The sequence below is a fragment of the Corallococcus sp. AB049A genome (assembly GCF_003668885.1).
Classification (GTDB): Bacteria; Myxococcota; Myxococcia; order Myxococcales; family Myxococcaceae; genus Corallococcus; species Corallococcus interemptor.
The window spans coordinates 1-13,148 of the sequence record NZ_RAWL01000047.1; the positions used below are offsets into that span (position 1 = coordinate 1).

Genomic DNA, 13,148 nt, shown 5'->3' on the forward strand with positions numbered 1-13,148 from the left:
AAGGTGCCGCGCCCGCCCCCGAGGGCGAGCAGGCACCGCGAAATTTCGAGGCGCCTCCGGAGGGTTCGGAGAGATCAGTCCCCGCGCCACAGCCCGAGGTCGTCGCGCCCAGCCCGGACGCGGACGCCGAGCGGCTGCGCATCCAGCCGGGCGACGGAGAGTAAGAGACCCATGGACCTGACCGCCGACACCCCCACTTCTCAAGGCTCCACCGCGACGCCCGACGTGTCCGGCGGCCGCAACGACGCCACCCAGGTCGTCGGCCACGGGCTGGCGTACCTGTGCGGCCGGCCAATGGGCGAAATCCTCCGCGCGCTCGTCCCCAGCCTCACCCCGGAGAAGATCCAGGAGGCGCTCGCCGCCCAGCAGGAGAAGGGCGGCCGCCTGGGTGAAATCCTGGTGGGCATGAAGGCCGTCAGCGAGGAGGACGTGTCCCGCGCCCTGGGCCACCAGCTGGACCTGCCCTACCTCCAGCGCATCTTCGTGGAGGAGGTGGACGCGGAGCTGGTCAAGCGCATCCCCATCAACTTCGCCCGCCAGACTCAGCTCTTGCCGCTCTCCCTGGAGGGCGACGAGGTGGTGCTCGCGGTGGCGGATCCGCTGGACACCACCGCCCTGGACCACGCGCGCCTCTTGCTGGGGCAGGCCATCCAGCCGCGCATCGCGCTGGCCTCCACCATCGTGGACGCCATCAACAGCGTGTACGACCGCTCCGTCAACGAGGCCGAAGCGCTCGTGGACGAGATGGAGACGACGGAGGACCTGGACTCGCTGGCCCATGAGCTGGAGGAGCCCAAGGACCTGCTGGACGCGGACGACGAAGCGCCCGTCATCCGGCTGGTGAACTCCGTGCTCTTCCGCGCCGCCAAGGAGCGCGCGAGCGACATCCACATCGAGCCCATGGAGCGCGAGCTCCTGGTGCGCTTCCGCATCGACGGCGTGCTCCAGGAGGTCATCAAGCCGCCCAAGCGCTACCAGAACTCCATCATCGCGCGCGTGAAGGTGATGGGGCAGCTCAACATCGCGGAGAAGCGCCTGCCGCAGGACGGCCGCATCCGCATCAAGCTGGCCGGCCGCGACATCGACATCCGTCTGTCCACCACGCCCACGTCCTTCGGCGAGCGCATCGTCATGCGTCTGTTGGACAAGACGGCGACGCTGCTGGACCTGGCGGAGATCGGCATGAGCCCGCAGGTGCTGGCCAACATGGAGTCGGTCATCAAGCGCTCGCACGGCATCGTGCTGGTGACGGGCCCCACGGGCTCCGGCAAGACGACCACGCTCTACGGCGCGCTCTCCAAGATCAACACCTCGGACCTCAACATCCTCACCGTCGAGGACCCGGTCGAGTACCAGCTCAAGGGCATTGGCCAGATGGCCATCGCTCCGAAGATTGGCCTGACGTTCGCGCAGGGCCTGCGCTCCTTCCTCCGCCAGGACCCCGACGTCATCATGGTCGGCGAAATCCGCGACAAGGAGACGGCGGAGATCGCCATCCAGGCGTCCCTCACGGGCCACCTGGTGCTCTCCACGGTGCACACCAACGACGCCGCGGGCGCCGTGACGCGACTCGTGGACATGGGCGTGCAGCCCTTCCTCGTGGCGTCGTCGCTCACCGGCATCCTCGCCCAGCGCCTCGTGCGCCGGGTGTGCCCGGACTGCCGGCAGCAGTACACGCCCACGGACGCGGAGCTGAAGGAGCTGGGCTTCACGCTCGCCAGCTTCAAGGCGAAGTTCAACACGGACCGCATCTACCGCGCGGTGGGCTGCCCGTCCTGCAACCGCAACGGCTACCGCGGCCGCTCCGGCATCTACGAGTTCCTCTTCGTGGACGACGACGTGCGCCAGCTGGTGCTCAAGAACGTGGACGCGTCCACCATCAAGAAGTCCGCCCTGGCCAAGGGCATGACGACGCTGCTGGATGACGGCGTGCGGAAGATCGCCCTGGGCGAGACGACCATCGCCGAAGTCCTGAGCATCACGCAGGAGGACATCTAGGTCCGCCATGCCCGTCTTCGAATACAGAGGCCTTGATTCCCAGGGCAGGCAGAAGAAGGGCCTGCTGGAGGCGGACTCGCCCAAGACGCTGCGCTCCAAGCTGCGCGCGGACGGCATCTTCCTCACGGACGTGCTGGGTCAGGCGGAAGGCAGCCGCGCGGGCGTCTCCAAGGGCGCCAACGCTTCCTTGCTGGCCCGCGACGTGGACCTGCGCAAGCTGGGCCGCGGCCGCGTGTCCACGGAGGACGTCGCCATCCTCACCCGGCAGCTGGCCACGCTGCTGGGCGCGGGCGTCACCATCGTGGATTCGCTCAACGCGCTGGTGGACCAGGCGGAGAAGGAGCGCCTCAAGCGCGCCCTCTCCGACATCAAGCAGCGCGTGAACGAGGGCTCGTCCCTGGCGGACGCGTTCAGCCAGCACCCGAAGATCTTCCCCAGCATCTACATCAACATGGTGCGCGCGGGTGAGGCCTCCGGCGCGCTGGACCAGGTCCTCCTGCGTCTGGCGGACTTCACGGAGAACCAGGCCAAGCTGCAGCAGAAGATCATCGGCACGATGATCTACCCCATCATCATGCTGGCGGTGGGCGGCGGCATCCTGGTGCTCCTGATGGTCTTCGTCGTCCCGAAGGTCACCAAGATCTTCGAGACCATGAAGGCCACCCTGCCCCTCAACACGCGCATCCTCATCGCCGCGTCCAACCTCATGCAGGCCTGGTGGTTCATCATCATTCCGGCCTTCATCGCCGGCGTGGTGATGTTCATGCGCTGGACCCGGAGCCCCAAGGGCAAGCCCAAGTGGGACCGCTTCACGCTCAAGGCCCCCATCTTCGGCAGCCTGGTGCGCCTGCTGGCCATCTCCCGCTTCGCGCGCACGCTGGCCACGCTGCTCAAGAGCGGCGTGCCCATGCTGGCCGCGCTGGACATCGTCAAGGCGGTGATGACGAACTCGGTGCTGGCGGACGCGGTGGAGAACGCCCGCGAATCCATCCGCGAGGGCGAAAGCATCGCCAACCCGCTCAAGCGCTCCGGCCAGTTCCCGCCGCTCGTGTACCACATGGTCGCCATCGGTGAGAAATCAGGGCAGCTGGAGGACATGCTCCTGTCGGTGGCGGACTCCTATGAGACGCAGGTGAACGTGCGCATCGGCGCGCTCACCAGCCTCCTGGAGCCCATGCTCATCGTGGTGATGGGCGTGATGATTGCATTCGTAGCGCTCTCCATCCTGATGCCGATTCTGCAGGTGAACACGGCCATCCATTAGGTGGAGGGAGCTTCCGCGATGAACGACACGCTCGACCGGTGGATCCAGCGCGCCACGCTGATGGGCCTGTTGGCCCTGGCCGCCACGCTGGCGACGGTGGGGGCCACCCTCTACGCCCACCGTGACCCGCCCGCCGCCTCCAGCGCGGGCACGGCGCCCTGAAGCAGCCTCCCCTGACATCCCGACACACCCATGGCGCGGTGGCTTGCCAGAAAGTCACCCGAAGGTGAGTGAAGACATGCACACGACGAACGCGAAGAAGCAGCAGCGCCGCAAGAACCGCGGCATGACCCTCATCGAGATCATGGTGGTCATCACCATCCTCGGGCTCATCGCGGCGGCGGTGGGCGTGGCCGTCATCCCGAAGCTGGAAGAGGCCAAGCAGGACACCGCGAAGCTGGACATCCGCAACATCCAGAGCGCGATGAAGCTCTATTACACGAAGAAGGGCTCCTACCCGGACACCGCCACGGGCCTCAAGGCGCTGGTGGACACCAACAACCTGGAGCGCATGCCCATGGACCCCTGGGGCCGTGAGTACGTGTACATGAACGAGGGCGGCAAGCCGGTCATCACCAGCTACGGCGCCGACGGCAACCCGGGCGGCGAGGGCTCCGACGCCGACATCTCCTCCAAGGACCAGAACGCCCGTCAGTAACGGCGTTTTCCTGAAGCAAAGCCGCGCCTCCCGCGTGTTGTCGTAGGAATGCCCGTGATGACCCCCGAGCACACTTCCTCACCGACGTCCGCGCGCGAGGCGCGCGCCGTTTCCACCGAGCAGGCCCGCGCCCGCTCCTCCCGCCTGGGGCGCCTGCTCTTGCTGGGCGTCTTCGTGGGCGCCACGCTGCTCGCGTTCGCGCTGGTGTGGGCCACCGAGGACAACACCCTCACGCCCACGCAGCGCCAGGCGCGCGAGCAGATCCGCCGCCTGGAGGGGCTCTTCAAGGCCCACCACCGGCTGATGGGGTTCTTCCCCTCGCAGGAGCAGGGCTTCACGCCGCTCATCGACTCCAAGGTGATTGACGGCACGCCCCTGGACCCGTGGGGCCACCCGTACATCTACCGAATGGAGGGCAAGACGGGCGCCGTGCTGTCGCTCGGCTCCGACGGCAAGCCCGGCGGCACGGGCGAGGCCGCGGACCTGTTCTCGGGCGGCATCGTGGCACAGGAGGTGCAGCCTTGAAGCGGGCCATGTCCTCCCCTCTTCCCGCCCGCCGCCGCCGTGCCCCGCGCGGCCTGACGCTGATTGAGATCTCCATCGCGCTGGCCATCGCGGCGGTGATGTTCGCCGCGGTGACCATTGGCATTGGCGCCATCACCGGCGCGAAGGCCAAGGGCAGCGCCACGGAGCTCGCGGGCGTCATCCGCTCGCTCTACGACTCGGCGGCGCTCAGCGGCAAGACGTGCCGGCTGGTGTTTGAAATCCCGGACCCGAAGCGTGAAGAGGCCACGCGCTACCACGCGGAATGCGCGGCCGGCGGCGTCACCACCTCGCGAGACCGGGACGCGGCGCTGCGCGACGAGTCGCGCGACCGCGAGCGCCGCGCGCGCGACGGGAACAACGGCGGCGACTCGCGCAAGAACTACACGCGCTCGGAGGGCTCGCAGCCTTCCGCGCAGGAGCTGATGGACGAGGAGAAGAACCGCATCGAGGCCCAGTCCACCTTCTCCGCGTACACCGCGGAGGAGATCTCGCCCAAGTCGCTTCCGGCGGGCGTGGCGGTGTCGGTGTGGACGCGGCAGCAGCGCGAGCCGGTGGAGAGCGGCGTGGCCTATCTCTACTTCTTCCCGCAGGGCTACACGGAGAAGGCCATGGTCTTCCTGCGCCAGGGTGACAACGCCTGGACGCTGGACGTGTCACCCCTGACGGGCAAGGTGTTCATCGCACCCGAGGCCCTGGAGGTGCCCCGCTCATGAGGACCCCCATGCGAAGGCGCTCGGGCTTCACCCTGCTGGAGACGATGGTGGCCCTGGCCATCCTCAGCGTCGCGCTGATGGCCATCTTCGACCTCAACTCCGGCGCGGTGGCGAACCACGTCTACACCAAGCGGCTCACCGTGGCGGCGCTCCTGTCCCGCTCCAAGATGACGGACCTGGAGCAGAAGCTCTACGACGACGGCTTCGACCAGGACGACGACGAGCAGTCCGGCGACTTCTCCGACGAGGGCTGGCCCCAGTTCAAGTGGCGCGCCCGCCTCATCGCGCCCAAGACGGACGGCGTGACGCCGGATCAGCTCATTGGCGCCATCTTCAACCTGCCCATGGGCGGCGGCGACTCCGGCGACCCGCTGGGCGGCCTGGCCAGCCTCTTTGGCGGCGGTGGCGGCGACGGCAAGGGCGGTACGCCTCCGGGCAGCACCACCACCGCCAGCCCCATGGGCGCATCCGCCATGAGCATGGCGCAGCCCATGTTCACGCAGATGGTGGACCAGCTCACCAAGTCCGTCCGCGAGGTGCACCTCACCGTGTACTGGAAGGAAGGCACCCAGGTGGAGAGCGTGGACGTGGTGACGCACGTCGTGTCGCTGGGGCCGGGCGGCGACCGCAACGGCGGCTTCACGCCCAACGCGGGCAGCACGGCGGGCGCGGAGAACCAGTGGGTGAACCCGCGCACGGGCCAGGTGGTGGACAACCCCATTGACGGCCCCAACGGACAGAAGCTGGACCCGAACACGCGTGAGCCGCTGGTGAACCGCGCGGCCATGCTCAACCAGCTCAACAACCCGGGCGGCTCGCAGCAGGGCGGTGGCACCGGCAACACCGGCATCAACCCGCGCGGCCCCGGTGGCATCTTCGGCGGACGCGGCCTGCCCGGCCTGCCTGGACGCGGAGGCATCCGATGAAGCGTCGCATGCGTGGCTTCACCCTGATGGAGGTCATGGTCGCGGTGGGCATCACCGCCCTGATGGGCACCGTCGTCGCCATGGCCTTCCAGACGGGCATCAACGCCAAGGAGGTCGTGGAGGGCGAGGCCGAGCGCTACCGCATGGTGCGCGTGTCGCTCAACCGCATGGCCCGCGAAATCGGCTCCGCCTTCGTGAGCGACCGCTACGATTTGCGCCGCTTCCGCGACCAGAACGACCGGCCCACCAACTTCATTGGCGAGCGCGACAAGCTGACCTTCACGACGTTCGCGCACCAGCGCCTGTACACGGACGTGAAGGAGTCCGACCAGGCGGTGGTGGAGTACTTCGTGGAGAACTCCAGCGAGCGCGGCGCCCGTCAGCGGCAGGACCTGAAGCGGCGGGTGGACCCCAACGTGGGGGACCGCATGGACCGGGGCGGCACCACGGACGTCCTCTTCGAAGGCGTCAAGGGCGTGGAGTTCGCCTACTGGGACTCCGACAAGAAGGAATGGGACGACGAGTGGGACACGCGGCGCAACGAGCGCAAGGACATCCTCCCCACGCGCGTGCGCATCACCGTCATCGCCCTGGATGAGGCGGGCAAGGAGGCGCGCTACACGACACAGGCGCGCATCGTGCTCAACACGACGCTGCCGAGGTTCAACTGATGGCCTTCCCCTACTTCCAGCAGGCTTCCCGCCGGCGCGGCAAGGCGCGGATGGCCCCTGTCCATGTCCATGCCCAGACGCGCCCCGCGCGCTCGAGCGCGGAGAAGAAGCACCGGCGCTCGCGCGGCGTGGCGCTCATCATCGCGCTCGTGTCCATCACGCTGCTCACGGTGGTGGCCACGGAGTTCGCCTACAACACCCGCGTGGACCTGCAGCTCGCCGCCAACCAGCGCGACGAAGTGCGCGCCTACTACATGGCCCGCTCCGGCCTGTCGCTGGGGCGGCTCCTGCTGCGCTTCCAGCGGCAGGTGGACCAGACGCCCATCCCCAACCCCGCGAGCCTCCTGAGCGGCCTCATGGGCGGCGCCCTGGGCGGCGGCGCCACCGGCGGCGCGGCCGGCGCGGCCGCGTTCCAGCCGCAGTCGCTCAACCTCCAGCTCTGGAAGCTGGCGCGGGTGGACTGCCACATGCTCAAGGGGCTGGTGAAGAGCGACGGCGCGCAGAGCGAGGACGGGCGCCCCGTGGAGACGGAAGCCGTGCAGGTGGACCCCAACTTCCAGATGGAAGGCGAGGACGGGGACAACGCGGGCGCGGCCTCGCAGATGGCGGCGCAGATGCAGCGCCGCTCCTTCGGCGGCTTCGAGGGCTGCTTCCTCGCGACCATCAGCGACGAGGAGGAGAAGCTCAACGTCATGCGCCTGAACACCGGCGGCGCGGAGTCGCAGGCCACCGCCGCGCGCATGCTGGACATGTTCTCCGACAAGCGCTTCGAGTTCCTCTGGCAGCAGGACGACGCCAACAAGGTGCGCTCCACGCCCCGGGACACCATCCTGGCGCTGAAGGACTGGTCCGACGAGGACCAGACCCAGTCCACCCTCAACGAGAAGGACCCGACGAACCCCTTCGTCGCGGGCTTCGCGGACGAGGGTTCCGCGTACAGCCGCTACGAACCGCGCTATGAAGTGAAGAACGCGCGCTTCGACAGCCTGGATGAGCTGTACCGCGTGCATGGCGTCAACGACCGCTTCATGGCGGCCTTCCGCGACCGGCTCACGGTGTACCCGGACATCAACTCCAAGCCCAACGTCAACACCGACGACCCCATCATGCTGGGCCTGGCCATCATGTCCGCCGCGGACCCCAACCGGCCGGATCCGCGCCTGACGGATCCGGTGTTCCTCAACGAGCTCATCAGCCGCATCCGCGCCGCGCGCATGTTCAACTTCTTCGGCATGTCGGTGGCGGACTTCGTGAACGTGGTGGAGCAGGCCGGCATCGCCGTCAACCCGCTCATCAAGGGCAACGTCCAGCAGAACCGCTACCTGGGCGACAAGAGCAAGACTTTCACCATCAAGTCCGTGGGTGAGGCGGGCAGCGTCCAGAAGACGCTCACCGCCGTCATCCGCCTGGACGACGGGCTGGGCAAGCTCGTGTATTACAGAGAGGAATAGCATGGCCCGCATTCTTGGCCTGGACCTGGGAAGCCACTCCGTGAAGGGAGTGGTGCTCAACTCCGGAGCGAAAAGCCAAAGCACCCAGGCCTACGCGGAGGTGCGCCGCGCGCAGGAGGGCGAGCGCTCGGAGACGCTGCGCGCCGCGGTGGAGGAGCTGCTCGGGAAGATGCCGGCGGGGCACGTGGATCAGGTCGTCATCGCCCTGCCCGGCCCGTCCCTCACCACGCACGCGGTGAGCCTGCCCTTCTCCGACAGCAAGCGCGTGGAGGCGACGCTGCCCTTCGAGGTGGGCAGCCAGCTGCCGTTCGACATCTCGGAGGTCGTCTACGACTACCAGGTGGTCGGCCAGAAGGACACCGGCGGCAAGGAGAAGGCCGCGGACCTGCTGGTGGGCGTGGTGAAGAAGGAGGAGCTCCAGTCGCTGCTGGCGCTGCTGGGCGGACTCCAGGTGGATCCGCGCGTCATCACCCATCCGGCGCTCGCGTACCAGAACCTCTTCACGCAGATGCCCGGCCTCTTCGAGGGCGCGTCCGAGGGCGGCCCGGTGGCGGTGGTGGACATCGGCCATGAGCGCACGTCGGTGGCCATTGGCCAGCCGGGCAAGGGCGTGGAGTTCGCGCGCACCTTCGCGGGCGGCGGGCGCGACCTGACGCGAGCCCTGGCCACGGAGTTCCAGACGACGCTGCCGGAGGCCCACGCGTGGAAGGAAGCGCACGGCGTCATGGCCAGCGCCGCCCAGGGCCCGGACGCCGAGCGCGCCGCGAACGCCTTCGTGCGCGGCCTGCAGCCGGTGCTGCGCGAGCTGCGTCCGTCGTTCAAGTCCTTCGCCGCGCGCACCCGCCGGCAGGTCTCCGCGGTGGTGCTGTGCGGCGGCACGGCGCGGATGCCGGGTCTGGCCGAGCAGCTGTCCAAGGATTTGAACCTGCCGGTGCGCGTGCTGGCGCTGCCGGCGGACGCGGCCGCGACGATTGGCGCCAAGGAGACGCCGTCCGCGGCGCAGGCGTACGCGCTGGCCATGCGCGGCAACGCGGCCGGGGCGAAGGCGCCTCGCTTCAACCTGCGCCGGGGTGAGTTCGCCTTCAAGGGCGGCTACGACTACGTGAAGGACCGGCTGGGCCTGCTGGCGTCCTTCGCGGTGACGCTGCTCTTGCTGCTCATCGCGTTCGGCGTCGTGCGCAACACCGTGTTGTCGCGGCGCGAGGCGGAGGTGGACGCGGTGCTCTGCAAGACGACCCAGCGCATCCTGGGCACCTGCGAGACGAACTACGACCGCGCGCTCAACATGCTCAAGGGCGTGGAGAGCCCCGCCGCGGCGCTGCCCGCCATGTCCGCCGTGAACCTGCTGGCGGAGGTCACCCAGCGCGTGCCGCCGGAGGTGCCGGTGAAGTTCGACCGCATCCAGGTGGACCTGGACCGCATCATGCTCCAGGGAGAGACGGACAGCTCCAAGCAGATCGACACGCTCTCCGCCGCCTTGAAGGGCCACCGCTGCTTCAAGGACGTGAAGGAGGGCAAGGTGGAGAAGACTCGCGACGGGCAGAAGGTGACCTTCCGCCTGGACGTGCAGGTGCAGTGCCCCGGCGAGCCGCAGGGGGGAGAGACCTGACATGGGAAAGATCAAAGAACTCTTCGCGCCCCTCCAGACCTGGTTCGAGCGGCTGAGCGACCGCGAGCGCAAGCTCGTGGCGCTGGCCGGCTCCGCGGTGCTGGTGTTCGTGCTCTTCGTCACCCTCTTCAGCTTCGCCAACAGCGCGAACGGCTACCGCCGCCGCACGCAGGACAAGCTGGCGAAGCTGCAGGAGGTGCAGGCGCTGGCGACCAGCTACGGCCAGGCGCAGGCGGAGCGGCAGAACGTGGAGCAGCAGCTCACCCAGAGCAACGTGCGCCTCATCACGTACATTGAAGACAAGGCCACCGCCGCGGGCCTCACCGTCCCCAACATGACGCCCAAGGGCGACGTGGGCGTGGGGGACGGGAAGATCATCGAAAGCTCCGTGGAGCTGACCTTCACGGACGTGGACCTGCGCAAGCTGACGGACTTCCTGCGCACGGTGGAGACGGGCCCGGGCATCGTGAAGGTGAAGTACCTGCGCGTGGAGCCCCGGCCCGCCACGGACACCCTGACGGCGTGGACGACCGTCGCCACCTACCGGATGAAGCAATAACCCATGGCCACTGAATCGAAGACCGCCCGCTGGAAGCTCGTCGTGGGCTACGCCGCCTTCGCGGTGGTGGCGTTCGTCCTCTGCCTGATGTTCACGTTCCCGTACGACGCGGTCCGCACGCGGCTGGTGACGGAGGCCGCGGCCCACGGGCTCGCGGTGCGCATTGGCGGCCTGCGTCCGGGCCTGTCCGGCGTCACCGCCACCAACGTGCGCGTGAGCAAGCCGCCCACGCCGCTAGGTGCTGAGTCCGTCGCGGCGCTCGCCCGGGGCGAGTCCGGCGGGCTGGGCCCGGATGAGCTGGGCGAGGCGCTCGTCTTCGACAGCGTGGCGCTGCGCCCCTCCCTCTTCCCGGTGGGCGTGGTGGCGAAGCTCAAGGGCATGGGCGGCACGGTGAACATCCACGTGGGCGGCATGAGCGGCACGTCGCTGAACGTGGACGTGGACGGCGTGCAGGCCGGCGGCGGCAACCTGCCGAAGTACACGGGCGTGGACATGGAGGGCACGCTCAACGCGAAGCTCGCGCTCCAGGCGCCCGGGACGATGATTCGCGGCCAGCCGGTGGACTGGTCCCAGGCGTCCGGCACGGTGGTGGTGGACACCCAGGGGCTCACCATCAAGGGCGGCAAGGCGGCCATCCCCATGGGCGGCGGCCCCGCGATGCCCATGGAGCTGCCGCGCGTGGTGCTGGGTGAGCTGCGCGGCGACCTCCAGTTCGACAAGGGCCTGGGCACGGTGCGCGACCTGAACCTCAAGAGCGAGGACCTGGAGGGCACCGGCACCGGCACCGTGAAGCTGGGCCGCCGGCTGGAGTACAGCGAGCTGGCCCTGGACGTGGGGCTGAAGTTCGAGCAGGCCTTCCAGCAGCGGCTGGGCCCCCTGGCGCTCGCGGTGAACATGCTGCCGCAGGACCGGGACAAGCCGGGTTGGCGCGGCGGCCGGCTCAGCGGCATGGTGAGCAGCCCCCGTTTCGGCCCCAAGCGGTAGGGCGGGGTCGGTTCCGGCCCTCCCCCCTCCTGCGGTCGGCCCCGGTTGATGCCCGCGCACGCGCCGTGTAAAGCGCTGCGCGCGGCCCTGGGGTGTCCGGGCTTGGGAGAGAGTTCGTAATGCCGGAGCTGGTGTTCTTCCGTCGAGGCGAGGAAGTGCTGCGGGTGGCGGTGGACCGGGCGCGGGTGGTGCTCGGCCGGGGCGACTCGAGCGACGTGGCCATTCCGGATCCGGAGGTGAGCCGCCAGCAGGTGGCCCTCCTGTGGGACGGACAGAAGTGCCGCGTGGAGGACCTGTCCGGCAAGGGCACGAAGGTCGCGGGCGCCACGGTGGAGCGCGCGGACCTGCCCGACGGCGCGGACATCGAGCTGGGCCAGTGGCGCGCGGTGTTCCGCCAGCACGGCGCCAGCGATGACGCGGACGCGGCCACGGAGGCCGGCAGCGCCACCGTCGTGCAGGGGCGCGACTCCCAGCGCTGGCAGGCCGCGCAGCTGCGCGTGAAGCAGGGCGGCACGGAGGCCGTGCACCGGCTCACCGGCGACAGCTTCACGGTGGGCAAGGACGCGGGCAACGACCTGGTGCTCCAGGACCGGTTCATCTCCGGCCGGCACCTGAAGGTCACCCGCCGCGACGGCGTCTTCCACGTCGTGGACCTGCGCTCCACCAACGGCACCTGGCTGGGGCCGGTGCGCCTCTTCGAGGCGGAGGTGACGCTGCCCACCACGCTGCGCGTGGGCGAGGCGGAGCTGATTCTTGAGGCCGTGCCCGCGGCGAAGAAGGAGGCGCAGGCCTTCCACGGCATCCTCGGGAGCGACCCGTCCGTGCGGCAGCTCACGGACCTCATCCAGCGCGTGGCGCCGTCCACCGCGGCCGTCACCATCCTGGGCGAGTCCGGCACGGGCAAGGAGCTGGTGGCGAACGCGCTGCATGCGTGCTCGCCGCGCGCGAACCGGCCGCTCATCCCGGTCAACTGCGCCGCCATCTCCAAGGAGCTGATTGAGAGCGAGCTGTTCGGCCACGAGAAGGGCGCGTTCACCGGCTCCGTGGGCGCGCGCAAGGGCGCCTTCGAGGAGGCGGACGGCGGCACGCTGTTCCTCGACGAGATTGGCGAATTGCCCCTGGACCTCCAGGCGAAGCTGCTGCGCGCGCTGGAGAGCGGCGAAATCAAGCGCGTGGGCGCCAGCCGCCCGCTGCACGTGGACGTGCGCGTGGTGGCGGCCACCAACCGGGACCTGCTGGCCGCGGCGCGCGAGGGCCGCTTCCGCGAGGACCTCTACTACCGCCTGTGCGTCGTGCCGCTGCACCTGCCGCCCCTGCGCAACCGCCGGGGAGACGTGGTGGCGCTGGCGGAGCACTTCGTGCGCACGTTCGCCCCGCGCGGGCAGACGGTGCGCTTCACCCCGGCGGCCTTGGACCGGCTCCAGCAGCACGCCTGGCCGGGCAACATCCGCGAGCTGCGCAACGTGGTGCACCGCGCGCTGCTCTTGCGCAAGGGGCCGTCCATCGACGCGAGCGACCTGTCCTTCGACCAGGAGGTCAACCGCGAGACGGGCATCACCGTGCCGGAGCTGCCGCCGGGCATGACGCTGGAGCAGATGCTGGAGAAGCTGGAGCGGCAGATCATCGAAACCGCGCTGCGCCGCTTCAACAACAACCGCGAGCGCGTGGCCCGAGAGCTGGGGCTCGCGCGCTCCACCCTCTTCAAGCGCCTGAAGGACTGGGGCCTGACGAAGCAGGACGAGCAGGAGTGACGTGAAGCCGGGCCCCTT

At 69.3% G+C, this 13,148-nt stretch carries 13 protein-coding genes; all 13 read left to right on the forward strand.

Translation table 11 applies throughout. The features are described 5' to 3' along the window. Nucleotides 1-171 precede the first annotated feature (171 nt). The 13 genes from gspE to D7X55_RS07730 all read left to right on the forward strand — a co-directional run bounded on the left by gspE (nucleotide 172) and on the right by D7X55_RS07730 (nucleotide 13,130). The gene (gspE, locus tag D7X55_RS07675; protein ID WP_120548057.1) at nucleotides 172-1,998 is read left to right on the forward strand and encodes a type II secretion system ATPase GspE; all 1,827 of its coding nucleotides are present in this window, start codon (nucleotides 172-174) and stop codon (nucleotides 1,996-1,998) included. Nucleotides 1,999-2,005: 7 nt separating this feature from the next. Continuing rightward, nucleotides 2,006-3,262, forward strand: a complete 1,257-nt coding sequence (gspF, locus tag D7X55_RS07680) for a type II secretion system inner membrane protein GspF (protein ID WP_120548056.1) — start codon at nucleotides 2,006-2,008, stop codon at nucleotides 3,260-3,262. 18 nt (nucleotides 3,263-3,280) lie between these two features. Beyond that, nucleotides 3,281-3,424, forward strand: a complete 144-nt coding sequence (locus D7X55_RS44115; RefSeq protein ID WP_167510879.1) for a hypothetical protein — start codon at nucleotides 3,281-3,283, stop codon at nucleotides 3,422-3,424. A gap of 76 nt (nucleotides 3,425-3,500) precedes the next feature. Continuing rightward, the gene (gene gspG, locus D7X55_RS07685; protein WP_120548055.1) at nucleotides 3,501-3,920 is read left to right on the forward strand and encodes a type II secretion system major pseudopilin GspG; all 420 of its coding nucleotides are present in this window, start codon (nucleotides 3,501-3,503) and stop codon (nucleotides 3,918-3,920) included. A gap of 57 nt (nucleotides 3,921-3,977) precedes the next feature. Next, a complete protein-coding gene (locus tag D7X55_RS07690) occupies nucleotides 3,978-4,445 on the forward strand; it encodes a type II secretion system protein GspG (protein WP_120548081.1) in 468 nt (155 codons plus the stop codon). Nucleotides 4,446-4,453: 8 nt separating this feature from the next. Continuing rightward, a complete protein-coding gene (locus tag D7X55_RS07695; RefSeq protein ID WP_120548054.1) occupies nucleotides 4,454-5,179 on the forward strand; it encodes a Tfp pilus assembly protein FimT/FimU in 726 nt (241 codons plus the stop codon). A gap of 8 nt (nucleotides 5,180-5,187) precedes the next feature. Beyond that, on the forward strand, nucleotides 5,188-6,105 hold the full coding sequence (locus D7X55_RS07700; RefSeq protein WP_233609686.1) for a prepilin-type N-terminal cleavage/methylation domain-containing protein: 918 nt from the start codon (nucleotides 5,188-5,190) through the stop codon (nucleotides 6,103-6,105). Beyond that, nucleotides 6,102-6,776 carry a type II secretion system protein GspJ gene (locus D7X55_RS07705; RefSeq protein ID WP_121722669.1) on the forward strand — a complete coding sequence of 225 codons (675 nt, stop codon included), beginning with the start codon at nucleotides 6,102-6,104 and terminating at the stop codon, nucleotides 6,774-6,776. The genes D7X55_RS07700 and D7X55_RS07705 overlap by 4 nt, the downstream gene beginning before the upstream one ends. Then, nucleotides 6,776-8,227: a type II secretion system protein GspK gene (locus tag D7X55_RS07710; protein ID WP_121722670.1), complete on the forward strand. Its 1,452-nt coding sequence runs from the start codon at nucleotides 6,776-6,778 to the stop codon at nucleotides 8,225-8,227. Before D7X55_RS07705 ends, D7X55_RS07710 begins: the two co-directional genes overlap by 1 nt. 1 nt (nucleotide 8,228) lies before the next feature. Further along, the gene (pilM, locus tag D7X55_RS07715; RefSeq protein ID WP_121722671.1) at nucleotides 8,229-9,836 is read left to right on the forward strand and encodes a pilus assembly protein PilM; all 1,608 of its coding nucleotides are present in this window, start codon (nucleotides 8,229-8,231) and stop codon (nucleotides 9,834-9,836) included. 1 nt (nucleotide 9,837) lies between these two features. Next, a complete protein-coding gene (gene gspM, locus D7X55_RS07720) occupies nucleotides 9,838-10,395 on the forward strand; it encodes a type II secretion system protein GspM (RefSeq protein WP_120548049.1) in 558 nt (185 codons plus the stop codon). A 3-nt stretch (nucleotides 10,396-10,398) separates the two neighbouring features. After that, nucleotides 10,399-11,379, forward strand: a complete 981-nt coding sequence (gene gspN, locus D7X55_RS07725) for a type II secretion system protein GspN (RefSeq protein WP_120548048.1) — start codon at nucleotides 10,399-10,401, stop codon at nucleotides 11,377-11,379. Between the two features lie 119 nt (nucleotides 11,380-11,498). Then, nucleotides 11,499-13,130: a sigma 54-interacting transcriptional regulator gene (locus D7X55_RS07730; protein ID WP_120548047.1), complete on the forward strand. Its 1,632-nt coding sequence runs from the start codon at nucleotides 11,499-11,501 to the stop codon at nucleotides 13,128-13,130. The last annotated feature ends 18 nt before the right edge of the window (nucleotides 13,131-13,148 follow it).